This is a genomic window from Saccharolobus shibatae B12, assembly GCF_019175345.1.
In the GTDB taxonomy this organism is placed as follows: Archaea; Thermoproteota; Thermoprotei_A; order Sulfolobales; family Sulfolobaceae; genus Saccharolobus; species Saccharolobus shibatae.
Genome location: NZ_CP077717.1, coordinates 2,834,769 through 2,855,325, shown reverse-complemented (window position 1 = coordinate 2,855,325; position 20,557 = coordinate 2,834,769). Strand labels below are relative to the sequence as shown.

Here is a 20,557-nt window from a genome sequence, read left to right as displayed (position 1 = left end):
AAGAAGGTTTAGTGGCGTTAACACCTAAGAAGGCGAAGTTTTCCTTACACCTTGCAGATATAAAGTGTCTAACAGTTTAAAATATCCGATGAGGCATATTTATGTTGGACCCGTAGCTCAGCCAGGATAGAGCACTGGCCTCCGGAGCCGGAGGTCCCGGGTTCAAATCCCGGCGGGTCCGCTTGTAGGGGAGTATCCCCTACGACCCCTAATTTCATTTTTAGATATGATTCAACGACGTCAGCTAAAGGACCCACGTAACGCTCTTTTACCTCACCGTTTTCATACTCTAGCTTGTAAACATAATACCGCCCTTTCCTCTCGCGTAAAATATAATCCCCGTATTTATAACGCGTCTTATCTTTCGTCATTTCGCCTCACAGTATTATGGTTGCCAAAACGGGCTTATAAGCATTGGCAACCCGTTAATTTTTGCCGTTAAAACACGTTGAATTGAAAGAAGACGGCAAAGAATCCACACAGGTAATACTAAAAAAGTAGTATTACTTACATTAGAAGGACTCATTTGTCCACCTTGTATTCTAGCCATGCTATCTCTGCCTTCAGCTCATCTAGCTTCCCCTTTATGTCTGTCAGGTCAAGGGGAACTCCTCTCATTAACCTGAGTTCGTTTTCGATTTTTTCAAGCTCCTTTTCCAACTCCTCTAGTTTCTCTAATTCCTTTAGTCGTTCTTCCAATTTCTTTTCCAATTTCCCCTTTGCGTCATTTATAATTATGCTTACTACCCAAACAATTCCTAAATCAGAAATAATTATTAACTCCTCTGAGTTGAATATCATTTTCCGCCCCTCGCTAAATACTCCTTAAAGCTCTGATAGAACCCCTTCAGACTAACCCGTAAGTCTGTTAGGTTCTTCCAGTATTGTAATGGGATTAAGTAATAGTAGCTTACTGCATCTCTCTCAAATTTGTCCTTCTTAATCTTTCCTTGCTTTTCTAAGTTGAGTATTTGCAGTGCTGAGATACATTTTAACTTGTCCTCAGCATCTGAATAGTGTATAAACCAAACCCTCCCCATAACCTCATTCTGCTTTGCAACTTCTACTTTAGTGCTTAATATTGCGTAAACGCTTTCGCCGTATCTTTCTTTGCTCTGTTCTTCAGTCCATGAACTTCCCGTAATATCTATCCAAATTAAAGGATAATATTCTGTCTTAGCCTTAACGTATAAAGTCAAATCGTATTTATCTTGCAGACCGCTATAGTATTGCTCATTTATTACATTAGTTAAAGTCCCCACGCCAGTTGGGCGGATATAAACATCAAAGTCTAACAAACCCTTAGCCCGCCACTTTGATAAAGAGATTAAGAGCTTTCCAAAAACTAGGTATTCTCGCCCTAAATAAGTTGAAGGGAGGATATAATCCTCAGCTTGATTACCCCAATACTTTAGCTTAAAATTAGTTTCAGCCATCTCACTCACCATATTGAAACGTGGGCTAGTATGTGAATCAGTACTGATGCTATTGCAAATAACACACTTGCAGTAGCAATTCCTATTACAATCCATTTACCATAATCCACCTTAGTTTGTTGGTCAATATACTCGTTGATGATCTTTAGTATTTCTGGCTTTAGTTCTGATAATGAAAGGAAGACAGAGGCATAAAGTACTAAGGAGGATGTGAACAGATTATCCGCCTTTTCTGAAAGTTTATAAAGCTCATATCTTGCTCTCTCATAATCTTCATAATTAATAATTTCATCAAACTTTTCTACTTGCTCTTCATATTCTTTCTTCAGAGAGTAAGGAGTTGTCTTTTCAATTACTCCTAATTTTATTAACTTCTTAACAGCTTCCTTAAATCCTTGTTTATTGCTAGCATACGCTAAAGGGTCTTTTCCTTCTTGAGAAGCTCTATAGATAACTATAGCACCATAAACAATATTTACAATATCGTATGGTAAGGAATACGCACCGATTTGGGCAATATCTTCAACTCTTCTTTGATCCATCTAGTTCACCTCTTTTTGATTTGTTTGTAGGTTTCTATCGCAGTTTTCAGCGATATCGCAAATAGCTTCCCCTTTTCCGTTAGGTATAGCCTCTTTTCGCCTCTTTCTTGACGCTCTTTCACGAAGCCCTCTTGTATTAGGAACTTTTTTGCATCATAAAAGGTGGCAGTGGACATGGGAAATTCTGCGTTTACTTTCTTGTATAGGTCATATGTTGCTATTCCTTCATTATCATATAGATAAGCCAATACTATGGCTTCGGGGTAGAAGAATGGTGTACTTTTCATATCCTCCTCACTCCTCAGCCTCTAATAGCTTAACTGCCTCCTCTATCAACTGTCCCATTGTCTTTCCAGTCTTTGCCTTAAGCCTCTGCAGAGTCTCATATGTTTCCTCACTTATTGAAATGTTAAGCCTTTTGACTATCCTATCTTTCCTCTTCTCTATCATTTAGGTCACCTTGTTTATTGTTATTTGAAATACGTATCCGTCTTCGTCACATCGAAGTATAATTTTGTATCCATTATTAGCATATTCTACGTCAAAGTTCCCACAACAATAATTCGGGTCTTCGGACTCGTTATAGACTTTGCTCCAACCATCTTTTTGTAGTGCCTCTTCTAAGTAGTCTACTCTGATGAAGCCTTCATCATATTCGTTCAGTACCCTAAAGCTTATACTATCAATGCCTAATACGTCTAATAGCTTCAACAGATCGAATATAGGAACTTGCACCATCATTTCAGCTCACCTTAATGAGCTGATATAATTCCGCTTCTATCTTTTGAACTTGGAAGTATGCCTTGCCTAGCTTTTGCTTATCCATATTGCCCGTTATTCTATCAATCTTAATCTCGTGGATTAATGATAATAGCTCTCTGACATCCTCATCAAGCATTTCAAATAATTCTTTCTCTAAGACTTCTTTACTCATTGTTTTTCACCTTAGCAAACTCATCTAACGTTGTTTGTCTCAGTTCTCTTTTCTTTATCAAATAAAATTCCGAATGTCCCTTCTTATTGTTATTACTGTACTTCATGTCAGTTCACTGCTTTGCCTTTATAAATCCTTGATCCGTTTGCTCAAAATTTGCGGGCTGGGCATCAAATATCTTAGCTATATTGTCTTGTGTTTGCTCTTGTTTTTGTTCTTCTTTCTGCTCTTGCTTAATCCATTTGAACGTTGTCTTTCTGTTTTTGTATTGTACTTCACACTCGTCTGGATGTCTTTCGCAAATAGCTTTCAATGCTCTCTGTATGTTATACGCACTCGGGACTGAAATCTCAAATTGAGCTAGTATATCCTCTAACGTTAATTCACCTTTCTTTTCAAGAATTTTATACATTATTTCCGCCATCTTGTATGAATTTAGAGTTTGTGCCATATTCCCATCCCACTCTATCTATACTCTATGTATAAATTAGTATTTAAGTCTTACTCTATCTATACTCTATCTATCTCTCTATATACACAGTGTTTGGGTAACTGGCAAAATTCTGTCTGACTGCTGTCTGACAAGAGTTTACTCTATCTCTCTATATCTATATACACAAACAGAGTTAGTCGACTCTGTGTATCTTATGTATCTTATACAAAAAATATGGGATGTGCAAAATCTGAGCTACTAATACTGCTTGAATATATAGATAGAGAGTGTAAGGACTACGAGAGTTGTAAAAGAATAATAGTAGAGCTAGAAGAGAGAGTGAAGAAAATAGCTTTCGTAGAAGCAATAAATGATTTGTTCTAAACTACTTTTTTCTCTCTATCTCTATATCTATATATATACATAACTAAAACTAAAAGAATAAACAAAAAACTAACAAAATCAACTCACCATTATACAAACTCAGAAAAACTATTTTTTTGTTATACTCTTACCCCATATATATATAGATATATAGATAGAGAGAGATAGAGTATAGTAGGGCATTTAAGATTTTAGAAGTTCTTCAATGCGTCTTCTGATTGCATCTGCAACAAACTCTTGTCTGCTTATATATCCGCCCTTGCCTGACGCTATTAGTTCATCTATTTGTTTTGCTAATTCGATTGGAATCGAAACGGTCACATATTCTTTTTTGACTGATTTCCTCGGCATACGCTATCTATACTATATTAATATGATAATATTAAATGATTCACGATATATAGATAGAGTATAGATAGAGTAAAGTTTAAATACTTATATAGATAGAGTATAGATAGAGGGTTCAAAAAATGGTTTCACCCCAAACCCGAAAAGAAGAAGAGTTATTAGAAAAACAAAATTCAGTTTTTTATTTGTTAACTTTAGGAAGGAAACCGTATGGTTCATATTTGCATATAAAAATTGAACTAGACGAAGATGAAAAATTAGAGAAGGAAATCTATGCGGATAACATTAAGCTAGAGAATGAATTAAGACAACTGAAGAGGTTGTATGAAGTATATCAGAGCGTAGAGATTGACGATGCTCAGAAAGCAATACAGAAGGAAGCATTACTGACGATAGCGAAAATACTAAGTGTTTTTGACTTCTGAGGAGGCTGAGGGGCAATGAAGGCTGAGGAAACAATCGTGGAACAGATTCAGGACATAATTCAAAAACTTCGCTATTATACAGGAAGATCAAATAGACATTTCAAGATGATTAGAAACTATTATGAGGAGTGTATAATAATAGTAGACGCTGAGGAGTTTATACAAGAAAATAACACTCTAAGCATTACTGTATATTCTGAGGATCTTATATATTATACTGTTGATATCCCGCTGAATTTCATTAAACATGTATTCGTATCCGCTTCGATTGATCAGCTCAATGATCAGCTTCAGCTAAAATATAATGAGGGTCTGATTAGAGTTTCTCTTACTTTGAACGATGACTTATGTGAGAAACTGAGAAGCTCATACTGCGGTGATATTACATTCTTTAATGAGGCTGAGGGGCAATGAAGGCTAGGGTTGAATACATCAAATTACCTAGATGTTACACAAAAACTTATAGAAAAATCGAAGCGAAAAAGAACAACGACGGTACAATAGAATTAACGTTAGAGGAAACAATGCAAGTAATATCCTTTAAACTACCCCCGGCGTTAAATGCAAAACTAGAACAAATTGCGATCAAAGAAAAGAAAAGCAAGAGTGAAATTATTCGAATAGCGTTAGCGAGGTATGTAGAAAATGTTTAGATGCCCCATCTGCGGGTTCAAAACGCTGAGATTGTTCGCGCTTAAACAACATACTCGAAGGGAGCATGTGTTGGTCAAATGTCCCATATGCGGGTTCACGGGGAAGCATTTATCTCAACATTTCTATAGTAGGTATGATATTGACCATCTCATATACTGCTACCTATTCTCTTCTTTCAGATTGCCTAAGAATGTTAGGTTAGCAATAAAGAGAAAATTAGAGGTTGAGTGAATAATGTATCAATGTCTACGTTGTGGTGGTATATTTAATAAAAGAAGAGAAGTGGTTGAGCATTTGCTTGTAGGGCATAAGCACAAGGATAGACTAACACTGGACTTTTATTATATCTACTTCAGGGTGAGAGGACAATGAACCTAATTGATATCATCTTATTTTACGGCTTTCAATTCAACGATTATTGGACAACTGTCTTAGGGTTGAGAGTGGGTGCGGAAGAGAAGAATCCCATAGCGGGTCTGTTCATTTCATCACCGTATCGTTTAGCGTTGTTTAAGTTTGGCCTTATCACCATTGGTATGTTTATATTAATTTATGTTGTTAGATTCAAGACATGGACAGAGATCGTATTGACTGTAACAGACGTTGTCGAATGCCTTGTCACGCTGAATAATACCCTTACGATTAGGAGGTACAAAAGGAGGGGCGTTAGAGGATGACGGAGTCAGACGTTGACTCAGGTAGTAAAAAATACCTGAGTAACCATAAGGGGATTTTTATTCATGTCACACTGGAAGAGTTAAAGCGTTACCACCAACTTACGCCGGAACAGAAGAGGTTGATAAGGGCAATCGTCAAAACGCTTATTCATAACCCGCAACTGTTGGATGAAAGCAGTTATCTTTACAGATTGCTCGCGAGTAAAGCGATTTCACAGTTTGTCTGCCCGCTTTGTCTAATGCCCTTCAGCTCTTCCGTATCACTAAAGCAACACATCCGTTATACTGAACACACAAAGGTTTGCCCGGTGTGTAAAAAGGAGTTTACCTCAACCGATTCAGCCCTAGACCATGTTTGCAAAAAGCATAATATCTGCGTTAGTTAGGCTCTTTTTAAAGTCTACCTTCTTTTTCGCTTACAATGAGGAAGTCCCTTCTAGCCCTACTAACCCTATCCCTAGCGTTACTATCGTTTTTAATAACACCATCGATGGCATTGAATTCTGGCGGTTCACCGATACCGATATATTATAACTATTATAACTACTATAGCCTTAACGCAGAAGGGTTTGGATTCAGTTTCAATAATAGCAATAATTGGGTTGAAACGAACTTTATCTCAATAACCATAAACTTACCTAGTTCATTACCAAATAACTATCAAATCAATAATGCCTATTCTATCGTAGTAGGATTATCACCATATCCGGTTAGCAATATAAACATTTTTAATAGCCCATTAGAAGCATATGTTGAACTATTCTCAAACCCACCGAATACATATCCAAATGAAATAGGATTTGTAGTTAGTTACGGCTCAACTGTATTTTATAGTTATACCACACTGTATAGCAGTTTTGCGGGCACACAACTAACAATAACTATATCATATACCGGAAATGGGTTTGGTGTGCAATTCTCTGACAGTAACGGGTTCTCTCACTCAGTTTCGGTAAGTTCGGTAAACTTTGTACCATATGGTGCTCTAATACTCGGATCACTAATCCCGAACGGGAACTATTACTACTACCCAGTAGGTAACATGTTACCGAATGCATCGGTGAACTTCTCATATACGATCTCAAGTTTCACAATAGAAGGAAACCCGGCCACATCCGTCGATATTACCACACTTGGATTAGAAGGAAACACTGCAATATATACTTCAAGTAGCAATTGGTTCAAATGGGTATCCGGTAGTGTGGTTATCACAAATGCCGTTGCCTATACCTATACCGATTTGGCTAGAATAGGAGGAAGTGCACAAATAAACTATACTGCATCGCAGCTATATTAAGCAAAATCTTTTTTTACCTCTTTTTAAATCTGTCTTATATGAAAAAACTGTTTACAGTTGTAGGTTCTATTTTCTCTGGTTTGGGGATTTGGCTTAAGTCAATAGACCAGTCATTTTATTTAACGAAAGTATTGTATAACGGAAAAGTAATTGAAATAGTTCTAACGCCCGAGACAAATGAAGTCGTGAAATCTTCCAACGGTGTTATGAACGCAAGTGTAACTTCTCTACCTTCCACAATTCTATACCAAGCACAATCCGTGCCTTCAATAAATGGAGGAACTCTTAGTGTAATAAATACCACAGTTCAACCGCCATGGTATGCTAACTTATGGCCTGAAGTCTTAACAATAGGTATAGTGATGTTGGGAATTGCAATATTCAGCTGGATTAAACTTAAATTTAGAAGATAGCCCTTTTTAAAGCCATAAATTTTTTATCGCTTAATGAAGTGGGGACTATTATTCTTAATAATGTTTATATCCATTTTTTCCCTCAACTCTTTAGCCCTATTAATCGGCGGAGGAGGGCCCAACAATAATGGTGCGGGAGTTTACACTCAGACTATAACAGTTAACGGAGGAACCGTACGAACTACTCTTAACGGTTCAACGCTTTCTACCGCACCATGGCTCAACCCCTCTTACGTAAGCGTCTACAACACATACTACCTTCAGGTTTTGCCGAACCAAGAGTATATTGACAACAACGTTTCGTTATCCCTAAATACGGCTAACATTGCGTTAAACGTCACTTGGTTATTGGCGTCCTCAAGCAATACGGGATCCTACGGTGCAATCGCCATAGGCTACGGAGTGAACTTTCCCGCGGGGTTTGTCAATAACTACGGTCCTTCCGCACCTTACACGCCGGACGGAATCGTAATATATCTCATGAAAGGAGGCATGCCGACCTATCGTTTATTCGTATACTTCAATGGAGTTGAGCAGTTAAACGTTTCAGTCGGGTCAATCAGTGTGGGACAAAAAATAGGTTTAGGGTTCTTTTATCTACAGAACACACTTTACGTTTACTACTATAACGGTACTTTAAAGACTTGGTCATTAACGCCCGGTACGCTGATTACTATAAATAGTAATTACGTTATAGACGCACAGAATATAGGGCCGGGCTACGGCTACGGTCAATGGGTAATAGTTAATTATCAATATGCGATGCCGGTTACTGCACAACTGACGGTTAGTTATTTCGCATTAGGGTACAATGTATATCATTTCTTAATGGCTTATGCGGGTGCTGGAAACCCGGTAAACATAACTGCGAATAACGGGGCTTCTTACAGTATAACGGGTATAGTTGCAGAGAAGAACTTTACGATAACGGGAATTCAGCAAGGCCTAGCCTATGCTTTCAGCTTGTTAGGGAAACCGAATGGCTTATACTTATTATATATGGGGCCAATTGAGGGCAGCCCACCAACGTGGTATGTAAACGTAACCGTAGGGCTTCAGATCGTTACACCCCAGAAAACGATAAACTACAACTTAACAATACCAGTAATCGTTGAGGGCTATGCGTTATACCCTTCTGTTAACGTACCTTCCGGAACTTACCTAAGCGGACAGACTATTAGCTTTACCCTCTCATCGTTCTTGGGATACCCTTCAGGCTTAGGCTATTACACCGCAGTAAATCTAATCGCAAACGTAACAATAAACGGTGTGAGTCATGCTATCCCCTATAGTTTCACCCCGATAGTGCAAACCCCGATAACTTATTACTACACTGTTATAGTGGATGAAGGACAATTTGCATTAATAGATTATCAAGGGAGTTTCACAGTCCTACCCGCACAGAGTCAGCCCGTGATATTCATTACTTCTTATCCTAGAATTGGGCTATTAGGACAAACGATAACTGTGACTTTCCAGTTCACTTATAATAGTCCCGTAGCGAATGTAACTCAATCAGCGTTTACGCAATCATCTAATATTCTCGCTTTTGCCTATGCGAAAATGGTAACAACAAACGCTATAGTTCAGTTCAAGGCGTATTGGCTAAGTGCTAATGACGGGTTGGTGATTATAACTCAAACGAATAACTATCTAATTCCGTTTAATAGCAGTATAACGGGCTTAAACTTCGCAAACAATAGTGTTAATACGTTAACGTTTCAGATTGTAACGGGTAACTATGTACAAATAACTAGCTCAGCGGGAGGCGTGCTTACCCTAAGCAATACTAGTCCGATTATAGGAATAGGGTTCTATTACGGTTCCGGTGTCCTACACCTGAACTGGTTCTTCGTTAGCGGTATCATTTTGCAGTCTGCAACGGCAAATCAGGCTTACGTTATTTTGACGGGGACTAACCCAAATACGCTTTCACAGTATACGACGGGCTATACTAACGCTTCGGGGTTCGGTACTGTAACGCTGAAGTTGAGTTACACTCCTTACGAACTTGTGGATGTAGACTGGTACGGCGTTACATACGCTTTGTTAAACATTAGCGTTTCAAACACTACTACAGTAAGCAGTACTACGACCGTGAACACAACAACGCTTAACTATAACTACACTAAGCCTTTCAGCAATAACATAGCACCTAACAGTCAGCTTTATGACTTCTCAGCGTATCAGCCGTGGGCGGAAATTATCGGGATTGTGGTCGTGGTCGTCATAGCTCTGCTGGGCTGGAAGTTCGGCGGGTCTGCGGGAGCTTCGGGTGGTGCGGTTATGGGGTTAATCGCAGTCAGCTACTTAGGTTTACTGCCTTGGTACCTATTCTACATCTTCGTATTCGGTATCGCTCTATTACTTGCTAAAGTATTTGTAGACCGTTTCATGGGGAGGGAGGAATGACGGACGCAATCAGTTTAGCCTTGCAAACGGGCTTAGGGCCGGTGGTAGGGGTAATTATCATACTGGCAATGATGGGGCTAACGTATAAGATAGCGGGAAAGATCCCGGCAATCATAACGGGAATAGCCTCGGCTTTCGTCCTAATGTTTATGGATTTTTTACCGTTATTTTGGGGTATCGCAATAATCTTCGGGTTAATCGCGGGTATGGTGGTGACAAGGGATGGGGACTAAGTTAGTCGTTTACGTCTTATTGTTTGACGTCTTCCTATCGTTAGTGGTAGGTGCCTACTCGGGTATAGCACCGCCAAGTATTCCACCGGTACCTACATATGCTTCAGCCCAACTCACGGCAAGTCTAATCACATGGACAGTGGGATGGCCTCCTATTACATTATGGCCTCAGATAACGCTTATTCCGCCGTTTTCGATTTTGGGTGCAAACTTCCCCGGCTTAACCATTCCTAGCTTAACGATACCCGGTGTAACGCTCTTCTCAATAAGCTTCAGCTGGTTAGCCCCAATTATTTATATTGCAAATTGGATCATTTGGGTCTTTCAGACTGTTGCTAGTGTGCTATCTTATTTACTTAATATCTTTACGGGTTCGGTAGGTCTATTGAGTAGTGTACCCGTCTTAGGGCCATTTTTGACCGCCTTCGTGTTGATAGTTAACTTCGTGTTAGTGTGGGAATTAATCAAGTTAATTAGGGGGTCGGAATGACGGAGTATAACGCAAACAGTATAAGGGCTAAGATACTGAGGCGTAAAATCCTTCAACTGATTGCGGAAAACTACGTTTTGTCAGCGTCGTTAATCTCTCACACACTCTTACTCTCATACGCCACAGTGCTTAGGCACTTGCGTATCCTTAACGATGAGGGCTATATCGAATTGTATAAGCAAGGTAGGACGCTATACGCAAAAATCCGCGATAATGCGAAACAAATTCAGATTCTGAATTCAGAACTGGAGGGGTTTAAAAACGTAAGCGGGAAGCCGATATTGACCAAGGATGAGACTCCTAAGGAGTTTGGCAAGAAAGATAGCCTCACTCAAAGAGGCTAAGGTTGCACTAAAAGTAGCAAGCGACCCCAGAAAGTACTTCAACGAAGAACAGATGACTGAGGCTTACAGGATATTCTGGCAGACATGGGACGGGGACATAATTAGAAGTGCTAGAAGGTTCGTGGAAGTAGCAAAGGCAAACCCCAAGCTCACAAAAGGTGAAGCAACCAACATAGGCGTATTGTTGGGCTTATTCATCTTCATACTAATAGGTATAGTACTATTGCCCGTAATCGTTAGCCAAGTCAACAACCTCACAAGCGGTACTTCACCCCAAGTAACCGGTACTAACGCCACACTCCTGAACTTAGTGCCGTTATTCTATATCCTAGTCCTCATAATAGTCCCCGCAGTCGTGGCGTATAAGATATACAAAGACTGAGGTGTGAGGGATGGAAATCAGTTTAAAGCCAATCATTTTTTTGGTCGTTTTTATCATCGTAGGGATAGCACTATTCGGCCCTATAAACAGTGTTGTAAATAACGTTACCACATCGGGAACCTACACTACTATAGTTTCCGGTACTGTTACTACGTCTTCATTTGTGTCAAATCCGCAATACGTAGGTAGCAATAACGCTACTATCGTAGCCTTAGTGCCGTTATTCTATATCCTAGTCCTCATAATAGTCCCCGCAGTCGTGGCGTATAAGTTGTATAAGGAGGAGTGATATGAAGTGGGTGCAAAAGGCGATAAAGAGACCCGGGAGGGTACATCGCTACCTTATGAGGCTCTACGGCAAACGGGCGTTTACAAAAGACGGTGACATAAAGGCAAGTTATCTCGATAAGGCGATAAAGCACGTTAAAAAAGCTAAGATCCCGAAAGAGAAGAAACGTAGTTTACTGTCAGCCCTACTGTTAGCGAAAAGGCTTAAGCGGATGCACCGCAAGTAGGCCCTTTATAAAGTCATATTCTTTTTCTTTCCCTGATGAGTGCGTTAGGGGATGTAATCTACATCTTGGGTTTTCTCTTTCCGGCTTTAGGGCTAATCAGCCGAAACTATCTTGTTAACTTAATGGCATTCATAATAGGAACAGTCGCCTTTTTGGTCTTCGTCCAAGGCTATACCGATATAGCGTTCAGCAGTTCGACGTTTTACTTAGGAGTACTGCCTCTACTACTTGGTCTCGTCAACTTAGGCTATTTCTTCAATTGGTTGAGGGAGGAAAGGATATGAGGTGGGGTAGAAGAGATGATAGGGATACCGGCAAAATACTTCGAAATAGGAGTCGTAATAGATTCAACATTTATCATTATGTCTCTACTGTTAAGAAAGTCAAAGAGACAGAGAGAGAACTCCTTCGACTTACGCAAACATGGAAGGCTATTAGGCTTATATCTTATAATAGCGTCGGCATCAGCATTAATCGTCTCACATCTCGCCTTATACACAAACTACATGAACTACTTAACGGGCTTATCTCTTAATGCGTTTCTGTTTTATCTTGGGTTGAGGTGTTTGCATGTCTGATGGGAAACTCCTTTCTGCTTTCGAGGAGGAATTAAGAAAAGCCCAAAGCCTAGAGGAATTAAAGCAAAAGTATGAGGAAGCCCAAAAACAAATAGCTGACGGCAAAGTACTAAAGAGGCTATACAAGGTTTATGAGAAAAGGCAAACAGAATTAATGCTTCAGCAATATAGGCAGATAAAGGCTGAACTGGAAAAGAGGAAAAAGGTAAAGAAAAAGGATAAAGCCGACATAAGGGTTAGAGTAGTAAAGAAGTGGATAAATTCACGCTTATTCAGTGCTGAGCATTACGTCGCATTACTGCAAGAAAATCAAGACGGCTTATCGATACTATTTCTAAGAAGAGCAAAACTTATAGAAAATCAAGGCTATCTAATGCTAGAAGTGAAGAAGTTAAGGAAGGCATGGGTTTTAACGGCTGAACCTATACTCCTTGAAAGGTTAAAATTCCCATTCGGCAAAAAGTTTGTAGCCGTGCATTTCGTTTTACCCAATTATCCTTACACACTTCAGCTTAAACCGGATGAAAAACTGAAAGAGTTAGCAGTTAAGGCGATAAACGGGCCTCAAATAATGAGCGCAATGATACGTACAAAGTTCTTCGAAGCGTTAGCTAGGGTAGGAAGCGGGCCTGATCTGATGATGCTCATAATCGGCGTTGTCATGGGGATTGGCATAGGCGTAGCGATAGGTTTCGGTATAGCTAACGCAAACTTAACGCATTTGCTATCTCAACACGTTACGAACACTACAGTGACACATACTACGACCACAACGACTTCACCCTCATTCACGATTCCCTCAAACTCCTCAAAAGGGGTGAGCTAAAATGGTCTCAGTAACAGAAATAATAACATATGGACGAGAAGCAATAGAAAGAATAATATGCAAATATTTTAAAGATTCGAAAATAGAAAAGATATTATTCTTGCCGAGTGAGGAAGACGTAAAGGCAAAATATATCATTGGACGGGTAGGGTTTATAAGGATTAGTAATACGTGGTCTGGAATTGTCGTAGTTGACGGGGTACAAATACCTTTCGTTGCTGAAGTCCACCTTAATGGCAAGATTGATATTTACCTTTATCCTCAAAAGGACTTCTACTTAGCACATTTGGTGGGTGAGCTGAATGGCTAAAAAGAACGGCTTAACAGAACTAGAGCAATTAAAGAAAGAGAACGAAGAGTTGAGAAAGAAGTTAGAAGAGTTAGAGGCGTTGATCAATAACGATAGCGATGACGACGAAGAGTTGCAGGAAATCGAAAACCCGTACACCGTTACAAACCGTGCAATAGATGAATTAGTAAGCCCAAAGGACACAATGTTCTATTTGTCGGGAAACCAGATATCGTTAATCTTAAGTGCTTTTGAATTCGCCCGCTTACCGACGTACTTCGGTGAGGAACCGGTAACGGAGTTAGCGGAATACGCCCATAAGTTGAAACATTATCTCGTTTCGAAAGGAGGAAGAGGAAGGAGGGATATACTGAGAGTCCTACGCGTTAGTTCAGGTCAGACAAGAGAGAACGTAAACAAATCAATTCTGAAACAATTATTTGACCATGGTAAGGAACATGAAGATGAAGAAGAGTAATGAATGGTTATGGTTAGGGACTAAAATTATAAACGCCCATAAGACTAACGGCTTTGAAAGTGCGATTATTTTCGGGAAACAAGGTACGGGAAAGACTACTTACGCCCTTAAGGTGGCAAAAGAAGTTTACCAGAGATTAGGACATGAACCGGACAAGGCATGGGAACTGGCCCTTGACTCTTTATTCTTTGAGCTTAAAGATGCATTGAGGATAATGAAAATATTCAGGCAAAATGATAGGACAATACCAATAATAATTTTCGACGATGCTGGGATATGGCTTCAAAAATATTTATGGTATAAGGAAGAGATGATAAAGTTTTACCGTATATATAACATTATTAGGAATATAGTAAGCGGGGTGATCTTCACTACCCCTTCCCCTAACGATATAGCGTTTTATGTGAGGGAAAAGGGGTGGAAGCTGATAATGATAACGAGAAACGGAAGACAACCTGACGGTACGCCAAAGGCAGTAGCTAAAATAGCGGTGAATAAGATAACGATTATAAAAGGAAAAATAACAAATAAGATGAAATGGAGGACAGTAGACGATTATACGGTCAAGCTTCCGGATTGGGTATATAAAGAATATGTGGAAAGAAGAAAGGTTTATGAGGAAAAATTGTTGGAGGAGTTGGATGAGGTTTTAGATAGTGATAACAAAACGGAAAACCCGTCAAACCCATCACTACTAACGAAAATTGACGACGTAACAAGATAGTGATACGGGTAATGTCAGACCCCTTTTAGCCATTCCGCATACTTTTTATATTGCTCTTTCGCTATGCCGAAGAGCGATACGTAATGTTGCGTTAAAACGCGTGTCGGTTTACGCCCTTGAATAAAATCGATAATATCTAACGGTACGCTTAGCTCAGCCATCTTAGACGCTACGAATTTGCGGAAGTACTTTATCGCTATAGCGTCCTTATGACGTCGTTCAAAGTCCGCTATTGCCCACTTCGTCACCTCTACTCTCTTCAGAGGCGTTATGTGGAATACATAGAAGACGCCCTTATATCCCCTAGTCCAACTAAGCGGATAATAACAGACGTCGTTACCGCAAATGTCCCTTTCGGGTTCCTTCAGCACTTTCAGTATTTCGCTCAGCCTAACGCCCGACTCGAGAGCGATACGGTAGATGAAGTAGACGTTTTCGCTATAGTCTTTTGCTAATTGTAACGTCCTTTTTATCTCTTCCAACGTTGGAATGTAGATATCAGCGTTCGCCTTCTTCACCTTTACCGCTTTCAATATTTTATCCGCAAATTCATCATGTATGATATTGCGTGACGCTAAGAAACGTGCAAAGAGTCGGTAAGCCTTCTGTGCGTCTCTCGTCTCTTTATACGGCTTTGATATAGCATTGATGTAGTCCTTTGCAGTTTTTTCGCTTATCCCCCTTTCGTTCATGAGATAGTCGTAGAACGCCTTTATGTTGCCGTCCGTCGCGTATTGGCGCAAATTGGCAACCAACGCTATTTTACGTCGTTCAGTTCCCTCTTTTCCGCCTCCGGAGCCGGAGGTCCCGGGTTCAAATCCCGGCGGGTCCGTATATTACTTTTTGATTCAGATTAGATTTGTAAATCTTTATTACAAGGATAATTTGATCTTGTATATTGGTAACTCTCTACTCTATAATTTTTATGAGAAATTCACAGTCGTCCCTTTATACCATAAATAGCTAAGTTTGTCAAAGTTCTTATTAAACTCTCCATGTAGAGATTAAATCTTATACCTCCTAAAACTTTTTGCAAAAATGTCCAAGATCTAAGACTAGCTCGTCTTATTAATAGGAAATAACAATTTAAAAATCCTTCAGAAATATTATTTCTAAGAACAAAATATTTAAGTAAAAACTATTTCAACTTAACTCTACTCCTTTGGTTTCTGGTATTAAAAGTAGAGTTATAATACACGATACTAGTGCAATTGTTGAGTATACTGCTAGTAATGCAGGAAGTCCAAATTTGGCTAATAACAAAGGAAACGCAGTAATACTAAAAGCTGCGGCGAGTCTATCTGCTGCCACACTAATAGCTTGACTGGTTCCTCTAACTTTGGTTGGAACTAACTCTGAAGTTAGCATAGCTGACCCTATTATGGATGCGGGTCCTATTGCTGATGACAAATAGTTCATAAGATAAAATAATAGTCCTAACAATGCAGCCTCTCCAGTTAAACTTTCTGCTGCTTTTAATGGATTACTTATATGTATGCTAAGTCCAAAGTAGTACGGATTCATGAGAAGTAGTGTATACATGAAAAGCCAAAACGCAACACCAGCATAACCTATTACAATTAATGGTTTTCTTCCTATTTTGTCCACTAGATAAATGCTTATTATCTGACCCGGTAAACCTGCAAGAAACTGTGCCAAATATGTGAATTCTATGGGATTTAGGCCCAAGTTTCCCGCTATGGTTATCGGACCGTAGATCGCAAACGTAGAGGAATACATATCGTAAAGAAGCCAGAGTATAGAAGATATAATTGTAATTCCTATAGCTGATATGAATCTTTTTGAGAATGGAACTTCATCTAGAGAAATTACAATTTTACTTTTTATTTCGTTTTCCAACTTCTTTAATTCTTCTTGCTTTGGTTTAATTCTACTCAAGAATTTATATGTTTCAGGGAGTTTTCTCCTTAGGTAAAATACAGAAATTGCTGGGAGGATTCCCATAAACAATACTATTCTCCATATGAGATCGTTCCCTATGTTCATTAAGAGCAAGATTTGCTCGATAAATGCTGCGGCAACTGCACCCATTCCCCAAAGTACTGCAAATGTTATTATCATTCGTTTTCCTCTATTTTTGGGATTTGAATTCTCTGCAGTAATTATAGGAGAAAGAACATAATCTGCTCCAATTCCAAAACCTAAGATTATTCTAGATATAACTACCTCTGTAAAATTCGTTGATATCGACTGAAATAGTATTCCTAGACTCATTAAAGCTACATCGAGACCATAGATGAACTTTCTTCCTAGTTTATCTGATAAAAAGCCTAATAGAATTGCAGAAATTGCTGCACCATAATACGCACTAGCTATAACTATTCCTTCCTCAAGCCCATTTAATAAAAATTCCTTTTGTATATAATAGAAAACTAAAGAGATCGCGTAAAGTTCATACCCATCAGTAAACACTCCCATACCAGCTGTCAAGACGCTCTTGAATTCTAGTGTGGAAAAATTCGGTTTATTATAGTCCATTTCGTGTTGTATGTATTTTGTTGAGATTATAAGAGTATCTAGAATTAGTATATACCAAGTGATAATATGTGCGGACCCGCCGGGATTTGAACCCGGGACCGCCGGCTATCCTCCTTAGACGCTAGAAGGCCGGCGCTCCGTCCTGGCTGAGCTACGGGTCCAACATAAAATGAGAATTCAATAAAATAAGATTTTCTCATTCTTTTATTCGTACTCTCTCCATACTTTACCACATTTTGTGCACTTATAAAATCTAGTTGGTGGCTCATCTGCCCTTCTAGTTTGCAATATCCAGAAGTAGGCTTCGTCATTTTTACATGAAGGACATAGAACACCTTTTATTTTTTGAGCCCCACTGGGCATTTCCTCCTCTTCTAATATTAGCGTTTTTTCTTTAATACTGTGTTTTACTTTGCTTGTCACTACTATTGTTGTCTCTGGAACCTCCTCTTCATAACCACATTTCGTGCATCTATATGTGTTCTTACCATTGGATTTCTTTGGGACCATCATAGAGTTACATTTGGGACAGAACTTCATTAATACCACGCTACAAGCTTAACCATTTACTTTATCTATATTTAACTTTTCTGATAGTTTCTTTATGAGATTTTCACATATTTTCTTTGGTTCTTGTTCTTTAAAGTTTTCACCAATTCCAATATTAGAATATCTGATTTCATCAATTATGGAAGATGTAGCTATTTGCTTAATTAGATTCTCCTCATTTATATCTAAAAATAGCTTTTCTAAGAAATTACCCCTAAATATACATATTGCATACAAACAATCGACTTTAACTAATATTGCTATCCTTGTCTCCTTTTTCACTTAGTTAATCCCTTTATTTCGTCTATATAATGTGAGGCCATTACTCTTACAGTTTCGATAGCTTTTAGCAAAGCATCTTTAGGAGCTATTGAACCATCAGTTAGTATTTTAACTATTATTTTATCAGTTAGGGGATGCGGTTGATAATATGAAGCAAAACTTACACCACTAATTTTCCTCAAGGTACCCGCAATTAAGTTACCTAACGTATGATCTTCCCCTTCTATCTCTAATTCTAAGTAATTGCTTTCACTTTTTAGGATTTTAATTTCCACCTTTCTTCACCATATAAGATCCTATTTTTCGTTGTTCAATATTTCCGCATCTCTGACATTTTAAATTATTTTCGTCTTGTTTGATCAATAAGTATCCACATCTTGAGCATCTAGCATAAACAACTCCAAGATCTTTCATCTTAATAGTTAAAGCTAAAGGAAAAGTGTATGAAAGTAATTTAGCTTTAATTACGTCTCCGATTTTTATAGCATCTGTTATACTATTAAGTTTTTTATTACTTATTTGAGAGATATGTAAGTAAGCCGAAATTGATGACGCAAGACTTTTCTCCTCGATACCTACTATTGAAACTAGTGCTGAATCTTCTTTAATAGAATTTACAATACCGATCACGTATTTAGCCTTCTTTAAGTGTTGAAGTATGATTTTCTTAAATCCCAATACGTTACTTTTCCTATTTAGCATATCATAAAAGATTTTTCCTACAACCGCAGCTCTAACTATACCATTTTGTTCATACGTACCATCGCCAGCTATAAATTCTTCAATCACTGCTAGCTCTTCTCCGGGTAAGGCTAATTCACCTTGAACTCTCATTTACTTCACCATGGGAAAATATAGGGTTCCAGACTATTATTTATGATCATTTTGGCCTCTCCAGGTGTTAACACTGGCTTTTCATAGTTATATAGATCATCTATGGGCAATCTAGGGCAAGATGTAACTAAAAATACATCTATATAGCTTCTATCTAGGTTTCTAAGTACATCTCGTGTTAACACTTTATTTGTTACTATAAAAACATCATAGCCTTTTTTAGTTAACTCATCATAGAAGTATTTTATCATATTTGGTCTATTTTGCCCAATCTTAACACCTTGTATAATTACCCAAGTGCGTTTATCCATTGCTTGTAGGATTTTACCATATCTAACTTTTAGTATCTTCCTAACCTCGTTTGTTATATCCTCACTTTTCTGTAAATATGGATCAAGTTTTATAGTCGGTTTATTTGTAGCTAATCCTAAACCTAGAGCATGAAATAGTCCACCTGACACAATAACAAATGTATCTGCTTCTACTTCGGCTGCTTTGTAGTCACAGCCTAAAACTTGACCATCAAACATAAATCTATTAGATGGCTTACCAATGACTACATCGTATCCCTTATCTTCTAAGAAAGACTTAATTTTGGACATTAATCTTACGTGTTGTAAGGTTGCTGTTAATGAGATTTTTCTTCCATTATATTTACTGATATCATTTTCTAAAGATTGAAGAGCACTTTCAGAAATATCCAAATTACTTTCAGCGTTAATAAATATCGTAGGAAACTTAGGATAGTACCACGTATAAGGGGTGTGACCGAAATGAATTATTAGATCAGCATCCACTTGTTGGGCTTCATCCTCAGCTATGTCACAAGCCCCCCAACTAGGTTCACCAGATATTATAAAATCAACGTTAGGTAGCTTTTCCTTTAACTTCTTTACTATATCTATAGAAAAATACTTCAATCCTTCGGGAAATTGTAAAAGAACACGTTTTGCGTCCTTTTCACGTATTTCCTTCACTACACGTTCTTCTTCAAAATTATAGCTCAACTTTGAACCTCCTGTCTTATAGGCCTTAATGGAATGATCTCAATTCTAGTACGCAAAGGTAACTTCTTTGATGCTATCTTTAACGCCTCTTTTGCGAAGTCTAGATGTTCCTTCTTAACTTTTACTACAATTAAAATTTCTCCTAATTTTTCAATCCTAGCAGCAGTACCAATTGGTGTACCAAAAGACAATCTCATTCCGTCTTGTAATCTATCAGCTCCAGCAAACGCCATCATTTTATTCTCTCTTAATACATGATGGGGGTACTTTAAGATCCACATAAAGAACGAAGTTTCACTTCCAGTTCTCTTAGTTAATGTCTTTAGAGTAATAGTCCTAACAGCTTCCAAAGCATTATGCCTTATTTGCCCTATCTCAGTAGTAATTAACCTAACTTCATAGTCATAATCTCCATTTGGATTTCCAGATGTAAATTTAGTTATCTTTGGTTGTGGAATACCAGGGATGTATTCTTTCCTGGTATATGCAGGACCGGAGAAATGTCTATAACATCTTCCAGGTCGTAGTGGCATTTAACCTCACGATATAGACTTTTGTATTAAAGACTAAAT

38 protein-coding genes, 2 tRNA genes and 1 pseudogene are annotated in these 20,557 nt (G+C 38.4%); 22 read left to right on the top strand and 19 right to left on the bottom strand.

All coding sequences use genetic code 11. The annotated features are described in order from the left end of the window. Positions 1 to 106: 106 nt before the first annotated feature. A tRNA-Arg gene (locus J5U23_RS15450) sits at positions 107 to 181 on the top strand. 28 nt (positions 182 to 209) lie between these two features. Here J5U23_RS15450 and J5U23_RS15445 read toward each other — a convergent pair. From J5U23_RS15445 to J5U23_RS15405, 9 genes and pseudogenes are all read right to left on the bottom strand, one after another. After that, a pseudogene (locus J5U23_RS15445) lies at positions 210 to 371 on the bottom strand (putative integrase); the annotation flags it as partial. 151 nt (positions 372 to 522) lie between these two features. Beyond that, positions 523 to 801, bottom strand: coding sequence for a hypothetical protein (locus J5U23_RS15440; RefSeq protein WP_015979192.1), 279 nt, complete (start codon positions 799 to 801; stop codon positions 523 to 525). Continuing rightward, positions 798 to 1,436, bottom strand: coding sequence for a nuclease (locus J5U23_RS15435; RefSeq protein WP_218266580.1), 639 nt, complete (start codon positions 1,434 to 1,436; stop codon positions 798 to 800). Before J5U23_RS15435 ends, J5U23_RS15440 begins: the two co-directional genes overlap by 4 nt. Before the next feature lie 5 nt (positions 1,437 to 1,441). Next, positions 1,442 to 1,978 carry a staphopain gene (locus J5U23_RS15430; protein WP_015979194.1) on the bottom strand — a complete coding sequence of 179 codons (537 nt, stop codon included), beginning with the start codon at positions 1,976 to 1,978 and terminating at the stop codon, positions 1,442 to 1,444. Between the two features lie 5 nt (positions 1,979 to 1,983). After that, entirely contained in the window at positions 1,984 to 2,265 is a 282-nt protein-coding gene (locus tag J5U23_RS15425; RefSeq protein WP_015979195.1) for a helix-turn-helix domain-containing protein, read from the bottom strand. Between the two features lie 7 nt (positions 2,266 to 2,272). After that, on the bottom strand, positions 2,273 to 2,428 hold the full coding sequence (locus J5U23_RS15420) for a ribbon-helix-helix protein, CopG family (RefSeq protein ID WP_015979196.1): 156 nt from the start codon (positions 2,426 to 2,428) through the stop codon (positions 2,273 to 2,275). Beyond that, positions 2,429 to 2,719, bottom strand: a complete 291-nt coding sequence (locus J5U23_RS15415; RefSeq protein WP_015979197.1) for a hypothetical protein — start codon at positions 2,717 to 2,719, stop codon at positions 2,429 to 2,431. Position 2,720: 1 nt separating this feature from the next. After that, a complete protein-coding gene (locus J5U23_RS15410) occupies positions 2,721 to 2,912 on the bottom strand; it encodes a helix-turn-helix protein (protein WP_015979198.1) in 192 nt (63 codons plus the stop codon). Between the two features lie 112 nt (positions 2,913 to 3,024). After that, a complete protein-coding gene (locus J5U23_RS15405) occupies positions 3,025 to 3,363 on the bottom strand; it encodes a hypothetical protein (RefSeq protein ID WP_015979199.1) in 339 nt (112 codons plus the stop codon). Positions 3,364 to 3,579: 216 nt separating this feature from the next. Between J5U23_RS15405 and J5U23_RS15400 the strand changes: the two genes are divergently transcribed. Continuing rightward, a complete protein-coding gene (locus J5U23_RS15400; RefSeq protein WP_015979200.1) occupies positions 3,580 to 3,729 on the top strand; it encodes a hypothetical protein in 150 nt (49 codons plus the stop codon). Between the two features lie 183 nt (positions 3,730 to 3,912). On the opposite strand, the gene J5U23_RS15395 is transcribed toward J5U23_RS15400, so the two are convergent. Further along, a complete protein-coding gene (locus tag J5U23_RS15395; protein ID WP_218266579.1) occupies positions 3,913 to 4,080 on the bottom strand; it encodes a ribbon-helix-helix domain-containing protein in 168 nt (55 codons plus the stop codon). Between the two features lie 119 nt (positions 4,081 to 4,199). Here J5U23_RS15395 and J5U23_RS15390 point away from each other — a divergent pair, with 119 nt between their 5' ends. From J5U23_RS15390 to J5U23_RS15295, 20 genes are all read left to right on the top strand, one after another. Then, positions 4,200 to 4,502 (top strand): hypothetical protein, encoded by a 303-nt coding sequence (locus J5U23_RS15390; RefSeq protein WP_015979201.1) that lies wholly within the window; start codon positions 4,200 to 4,202, stop codon positions 4,500 to 4,502. A 15-nt stretch (positions 4,503 to 4,517) separates the two neighbouring features. Further along, a complete protein-coding gene (locus tag J5U23_RS15385; RefSeq protein ID WP_015979202.1) occupies positions 4,518 to 4,916 on the top strand; it encodes a hypothetical protein in 399 nt (132 codons plus the stop codon). Then, positions 4,913 to 5,155 (top strand): ribbon-helix-helix protein, CopG family, encoded by a 243-nt coding sequence (locus tag J5U23_RS15380; protein WP_015979203.1) that lies wholly within the window; start codon positions 4,913 to 4,915, stop codon positions 5,153 to 5,155. Before J5U23_RS15385 ends, J5U23_RS15380 begins: the two co-directional genes overlap by 4 nt. 369 nt (positions 5,156 to 5,524) lie before the next feature. Next, entirely contained in the window at positions 5,525 to 5,833 is a 309-nt protein-coding gene (locus tag J5U23_RS15375; RefSeq protein WP_015979206.1) for a DUF5658 family protein, read from the top strand. Then, entirely contained in the window at positions 5,830 to 6,219 is a 390-nt protein-coding gene (locus tag J5U23_RS15370; RefSeq protein ID WP_015979207.1) for a C2H2-type zinc finger protein, read from the top strand. Before J5U23_RS15375 ends, J5U23_RS15370 begins: the two co-directional genes overlap by 4 nt. Before the next feature lie 35 nt (positions 6,220 to 6,254). Continuing rightward, positions 6,255 to 7,130 carry a hypothetical protein gene (locus J5U23_RS15365; RefSeq protein WP_015979208.1) on the top strand — a complete coding sequence of 292 codons (876 nt, stop codon included), beginning with the start codon at positions 6,255 to 6,257 and terminating at the stop codon, positions 7,128 to 7,130. 38 nt (positions 7,131 to 7,168) lie between these two features. Beyond that, positions 7,169 to 7,543 carry a hypothetical protein gene (locus tag J5U23_RS15360; protein WP_015979209.1) on the top strand — a complete coding sequence of 125 codons (375 nt, stop codon included), beginning with the start codon at positions 7,169 to 7,171 and terminating at the stop codon, positions 7,541 to 7,543. A gap of 33 nt (positions 7,544 to 7,576) precedes the next feature. Then, positions 7,577 to 9,955: a hypothetical protein gene (locus J5U23_RS15355; RefSeq protein ID WP_015979210.1), complete on the top strand. Its 2,379-nt coding sequence runs from the start codon at positions 7,577 to 7,579 to the stop codon at positions 9,953 to 9,955. Then, positions 9,952 to 10,188 (top strand): hypothetical protein, encoded by a 237-nt coding sequence (locus J5U23_RS15350; RefSeq protein WP_015979211.1) that lies wholly within the window; start codon positions 9,952 to 9,954, stop codon positions 10,186 to 10,188. The genes J5U23_RS15355 and J5U23_RS15350 overlap by 4 nt, the downstream gene beginning before the upstream one ends. Beyond that, the gene (locus J5U23_RS15345; RefSeq protein WP_015979212.1) at positions 10,178 to 10,678 is read left to right on the top strand and encodes a C166 family protein; all 501 of its coding nucleotides are present in this window, start codon (positions 10,178 to 10,180) and stop codon (positions 10,676 to 10,678) included. Before J5U23_RS15350 ends, J5U23_RS15345 begins: the two co-directional genes overlap by 11 nt. Then, entirely contained in the window at positions 10,675 to 11,022 is a 348-nt protein-coding gene (locus J5U23_RS15340; RefSeq protein ID WP_218266578.1) for a transcriptional regulator, read from the top strand. The genes J5U23_RS15345 and J5U23_RS15340 overlap by 4 nt, the downstream gene beginning before the upstream one ends. Next, positions 10,988 to 11,404, top strand: a complete 417-nt coding sequence (locus J5U23_RS15950; protein WP_015979220.1) for a V1/V3 family capsid protein — start codon at positions 10,988 to 10,990, stop codon at positions 11,402 to 11,404. Before J5U23_RS15340 ends, J5U23_RS15950 begins: the two co-directional genes overlap by 35 nt. A gap of 10 nt (positions 11,405 to 11,414) precedes the next feature. After that, positions 11,415 to 11,693: a V1/V3 family capsid protein gene (locus J5U23_RS15330; protein WP_015979213.1), complete on the top strand. Its 279-nt coding sequence runs from the start codon at positions 11,415 to 11,417 to the stop codon at positions 11,691 to 11,693. A gap of 1 nt (position 11,694) precedes the next feature. Next, complete coding sequence (locus J5U23_RS15325) at positions 11,695 to 11,919, top strand: hypothetical protein (RefSeq protein ID WP_015979214.1); 225 nt, start codon at positions 11,695 to 11,697, stop codon at positions 11,917 to 11,919. Between the two features lie 35 nt (positions 11,920 to 11,954). Continuing rightward, entirely contained in the window at positions 11,955 to 12,203 is a 249-nt protein-coding gene (locus J5U23_RS15320) for a DUF5493 family protein (protein WP_015979215.1), read from the top strand. Positions 12,204 to 12,218: 15 nt separating this feature from the next. Continuing rightward, positions 12,219 to 12,497: a hypothetical protein gene (locus J5U23_RS15315; RefSeq protein ID WP_244988804.1), complete on the top strand. Its 279-nt coding sequence runs from the start codon at positions 12,219 to 12,221 to the stop codon at positions 12,495 to 12,497. Continuing rightward, positions 12,490 to 13,323, top strand: coding sequence for a B277 family protein (locus J5U23_RS15310; protein WP_015979217.1), 834 nt, complete (start codon positions 12,490 to 12,492; stop codon positions 13,321 to 13,323). Before J5U23_RS15315 ends, J5U23_RS15310 begins: the two co-directional genes overlap by 8 nt. A gap of 1 nt (position 13,324) precedes the next feature. Next, positions 13,325 to 13,633 carry a hypothetical protein gene (locus tag J5U23_RS15305; protein WP_015979218.1) on the top strand — a complete coding sequence of 103 codons (309 nt, stop codon included), beginning with the start codon at positions 13,325 to 13,327 and terminating at the stop codon, positions 13,631 to 13,633. Next, positions 13,626 to 14,090, top strand: a complete 465-nt coding sequence (locus J5U23_RS15300; RefSeq protein WP_218266577.1) for a hypothetical protein — start codon at positions 13,626 to 13,628, stop codon at positions 14,088 to 14,090. Before J5U23_RS15305 ends, J5U23_RS15300 begins: the two co-directional genes overlap by 8 nt. After that, positions 14,077 to 14,814: a hypothetical protein gene (locus J5U23_RS15295; RefSeq protein WP_218266576.1), complete on the top strand. Its 738-nt coding sequence runs from the start codon at positions 14,077 to 14,079 to the stop codon at positions 14,812 to 14,814. Before J5U23_RS15300 ends, J5U23_RS15295 begins: the two co-directional genes overlap by 14 nt. 14 nt (positions 14,815 to 14,828) lie before the next feature. Here J5U23_RS15295 and J5U23_RS15290 read toward each other — a convergent pair whose 3' ends face one another. The 9 genes from J5U23_RS15290 to J5U23_RS15250 form a co-directional block, all read right to left on the bottom strand. Further along, positions 14,829 to 15,569 (bottom strand): integrase, encoded by a 741-nt coding sequence (locus J5U23_RS15290; RefSeq protein WP_218266575.1) that lies wholly within the window; start codon positions 15,567 to 15,569, stop codon positions 14,829 to 14,831. A gap of 388 nt (positions 15,570 to 15,957) precedes the next feature. Next, a complete protein-coding gene (locus tag J5U23_RS15285) occupies positions 15,958 to 17,313 on the bottom strand; it encodes an MFS transporter (protein ID WP_218266574.1) in 1,356 nt (451 codons plus the stop codon). A 71-nt stretch (positions 17,314 to 17,384) separates the two neighbouring features. Continuing rightward, positions 17,385 to 17,474 (bottom strand) — tRNA-Arg (locus tag J5U23_RS15280). Positions 17,475 to 17,517: 43 nt separating this feature from the next. Continuing rightward, entirely contained in the window at positions 17,518 to 17,853 is a 336-nt protein-coding gene (locus tag J5U23_RS15275) for a transcription factor S (RefSeq protein WP_012711786.1), read from the bottom strand. Positions 17,854 to 17,871: 18 nt separating this feature from the next. Next, positions 17,872 to 18,144: a DNA-directed RNA polymerase subunit M gene (locus J5U23_RS15270; protein WP_218258903.1), complete on the bottom strand. Its 273-nt coding sequence runs from the start codon at positions 18,142 to 18,144 to the stop codon at positions 17,872 to 17,874. Then, positions 18,141 to 18,419, bottom strand: a complete 279-nt coding sequence (locus J5U23_RS15265; protein WP_218258902.1) for a DNA-directed RNA polymerase subunit L — start codon at positions 18,417 to 18,419, stop codon at positions 18,141 to 18,143. The genes J5U23_RS15270 and J5U23_RS15265 overlap by 4 nt, the downstream gene beginning before the upstream one ends. Continuing rightward, positions 18,409 to 18,978 carry an exosome complex RNA-binding protein Csl4 gene (locus J5U23_RS15260; RefSeq protein WP_218266573.1) on the bottom strand — a complete coding sequence of 190 codons (570 nt, stop codon included), beginning with the start codon at positions 18,976 to 18,978 and terminating at the stop codon, positions 18,409 to 18,411. The genes J5U23_RS15265 and J5U23_RS15260 overlap by 11 nt, the downstream gene beginning before the upstream one ends. A gap of 5 nt (positions 18,979 to 18,983) precedes the next feature. Then, a complete protein-coding gene (gene dph2, locus J5U23_RS15255) occupies positions 18,984 to 19,985 on the bottom strand; it encodes a diphthamide biosynthesis enzyme Dph2 (RefSeq protein WP_218266572.1) in 1,002 nt (333 codons plus the stop codon). Further along, positions 19,982 to 20,518 (bottom strand): 50S ribosomal protein L16, encoded by a 537-nt coding sequence (locus J5U23_RS15250; protein WP_012711781.1) that lies wholly within the window; start codon positions 20,516 to 20,518, stop codon positions 19,982 to 19,984. Before J5U23_RS15250 ends, dph2 begins: the two co-directional genes overlap by 4 nt. Positions 20,519 to 20,557: the final 39 nt, after the last annotated feature.

What these genes read in the sequence shown, in the direction of transcription:
- J5U23_RS15440 (WP_015979192.1), bottom strand. Translation starts at nt 801, where the DNA reads ATGATATTCAACTCAGAGGAGTTAATAATTATTTCTGATTTAGGAATT.
- J5U23_RS15435 (WP_218266580.1), bottom strand. Translation starts at nt 1,436, where the DNA reads ATGGCTGAAACTAATTTTAAGCTAAAGTATTGGGGTAATCAAGCTGAG.
- J5U23_RS15430 (WP_015979194.1), bottom strand. Translation starts at nt 1,978, where the DNA reads ATGGATCAAAGAAGAGTTGAAGATATTGCCCAAATCGGTGCGTATTCC.
- J5U23_RS15425 (WP_015979195.1), bottom strand. Translation starts at nt 2,265, where the DNA reads ATGAAAAGTACACCATTCTTCTACCCCGAAGCCATAGTATTGGCTTAT.
- J5U23_RS15420 (WP_015979196.1), bottom strand. Translation starts at nt 2,428, where the DNA reads ATGATAGAGAAGAGGAAAGATAGGATAGTCAAAAGGCTTAACATTTCA.
- J5U23_RS15415 (WP_015979197.1), bottom strand. Translation starts at nt 2,719, where the DNA reads ATGATGGTGCAAGTTCCTATATTCGATCTGTTGAAGCTATTAGACGTA.
- J5U23_RS15410 (WP_015979198.1), bottom strand. Translation starts at nt 2,912, where the DNA reads ATGAGTAAAGAAGTCTTAGAGAAAGAATTATTTGAAATGCTTGATGAG.
- J5U23_RS15405 (WP_015979199.1), bottom strand. Translation starts at nt 3,363, where the DNA reads ATGGCACAAACTCTAAATTCATACAAGATGGCGGAAATAATGTATAAA.
- J5U23_RS15400 (WP_015979200.1), top strand. Translation starts at nt 3,580, where the DNA reads ATGGGATGTGCAAAATCTGAGCTACTAATACTGCTTGAATATATAGAT.
- J5U23_RS15395 (WP_218266579.1), bottom strand. Translation starts at nt 4,080, where the DNA reads ATGCCGAGGAAATCAGTCAAAAAAGAATATGTGACCGTTTCGATTCCA.
- J5U23_RS15390 (WP_015979201.1), top strand. Translation starts at nt 4,200, where the DNA reads ATGGTTTCACCCCAAACCCGAAAAGAAGAAGAGTTATTAGAAAAACAA.
- J5U23_RS15385 (WP_015979202.1), top strand. Translation starts at nt 4,518, where the DNA reads ATGAAGGCTGAGGAAACAATCGTGGAACAGATTCAGGACATAATTCAA.
- J5U23_RS15380 (WP_015979203.1), top strand. Translation starts at nt 4,913, where the DNA reads ATGAAGGCTAGGGTTGAATACATCAAATTACCTAGATGTTACACAAAA.
- J5U23_RS15375 (WP_015979206.1), top strand. Translation starts at nt 5,525, where the DNA reads ATGAACCTAATTGATATCATCTTATTTTACGGCTTTCAATTCAACGAT.
- J5U23_RS15370 (WP_015979207.1), top strand. Translation starts at nt 5,830, where the DNA reads ATGACGGAGTCAGACGTTGACTCAGGTAGTAAAAAATACCTGAGTAAC.
- J5U23_RS15365 (WP_015979208.1), top strand. Translation starts at nt 6,255, where the DNA reads ATGAGGAAGTCCCTTCTAGCCCTACTAACCCTATCCCTAGCGTTACTA.
- J5U23_RS15360 (WP_015979209.1), top strand. Translation starts at nt 7,169, where the DNA reads ATGAAAAAACTGTTTACAGTTGTAGGTTCTATTTTCTCTGGTTTGGGG.
- J5U23_RS15355 (WP_015979210.1), top strand. Translation starts at nt 7,577, where the DNA reads ATGAAGTGGGGACTATTATTCTTAATAATGTTTATATCCATTTTTTCC.
- J5U23_RS15350 (WP_015979211.1), top strand. Translation starts at nt 9,952, where the DNA reads ATGACGGACGCAATCAGTTTAGCCTTGCAAACGGGCTTAGGGCCGGTG.
- J5U23_RS15345 (WP_015979212.1), top strand. Translation starts at nt 10,178, where the DNA reads ATGGGGACTAAGTTAGTCGTTTACGTCTTATTGTTTGACGTCTTCCTA.
- J5U23_RS15340 (WP_218266578.1), top strand. Translation starts at nt 10,675, where the DNA reads ATGACGGAGTATAACGCAAACAGTATAAGGGCTAAGATACTGAGGCGT.
- J5U23_RS15330 (WP_015979213.1), top strand. Translation starts at nt 11,415, where the DNA reads ATGGAAATCAGTTTAAAGCCAATCATTTTTTTGGTCGTTTTTATCATC.
- J5U23_RS15325 (WP_015979214.1), top strand. Translation starts at nt 11,695, where the DNA reads ATGAAGTGGGTGCAAAAGGCGATAAAGAGACCCGGGAGGGTACATCGC.
- J5U23_RS15320 (WP_015979215.1), top strand. Translation starts at nt 11,955, where the DNA reads ATGAGTGCGTTAGGGGATGTAATCTACATCTTGGGTTTTCTCTTTCCG.
- J5U23_RS15315 (WP_244988804.1), top strand. Translation starts at nt 12,219, where the DNA reads ATGATAGGGATACCGGCAAAATACTTCGAAATAGGAGTCGTAATAGAT.
- J5U23_RS15310 (WP_015979217.1), top strand. Translation starts at nt 12,490, where the DNA reads ATGTCTGATGGGAAACTCCTTTCTGCTTTCGAGGAGGAATTAAGAAAA.
- J5U23_RS15305 (WP_015979218.1), top strand. Translation starts at nt 13,325, where the DNA reads ATGGTCTCAGTAACAGAAATAATAACATATGGACGAGAAGCAATAGAA.
- J5U23_RS15300 (WP_218266577.1), top strand. Translation starts at nt 13,626, where the DNA reads ATGGCTAAAAAGAACGGCTTAACAGAACTAGAGCAATTAAAGAAAGAG.
- J5U23_RS15295 (WP_218266576.1), top strand. Translation starts at nt 14,077, where the DNA reads ATGAAGAAGAGTAATGAATGGTTATGGTTAGGGACTAAAATTATAAAC.
- J5U23_RS15285 (WP_218266574.1), bottom strand. Translation starts at nt 17,313, where the DNA reads ATGGACTATAATAAACCGAATTTTTCCACACTAGAATTCAAGAGCGTC.
- J5U23_RS15275 (WP_012711786.1), bottom strand. Translation starts at nt 17,853, where the DNA reads ATGAAGTTCTGTCCCAAATGTAACTCTATGATGGTCCCAAAGAAATCC.
- J5U23_RS15260 (WP_218266573.1), bottom strand. Translation starts at nt 18,978, where the DNA reads ATGAGAGTTCAAGGTGAATTAGCCTTACCCGGAGAAGAGCTAGCAGTG.
- J5U23_RS15250 (WP_012711781.1), bottom strand. Translation starts at nt 20,518, where the DNA reads ATGCCACTACGACCTGGAAGATGTTATAGACATTTCTCCGGTCCTGCA.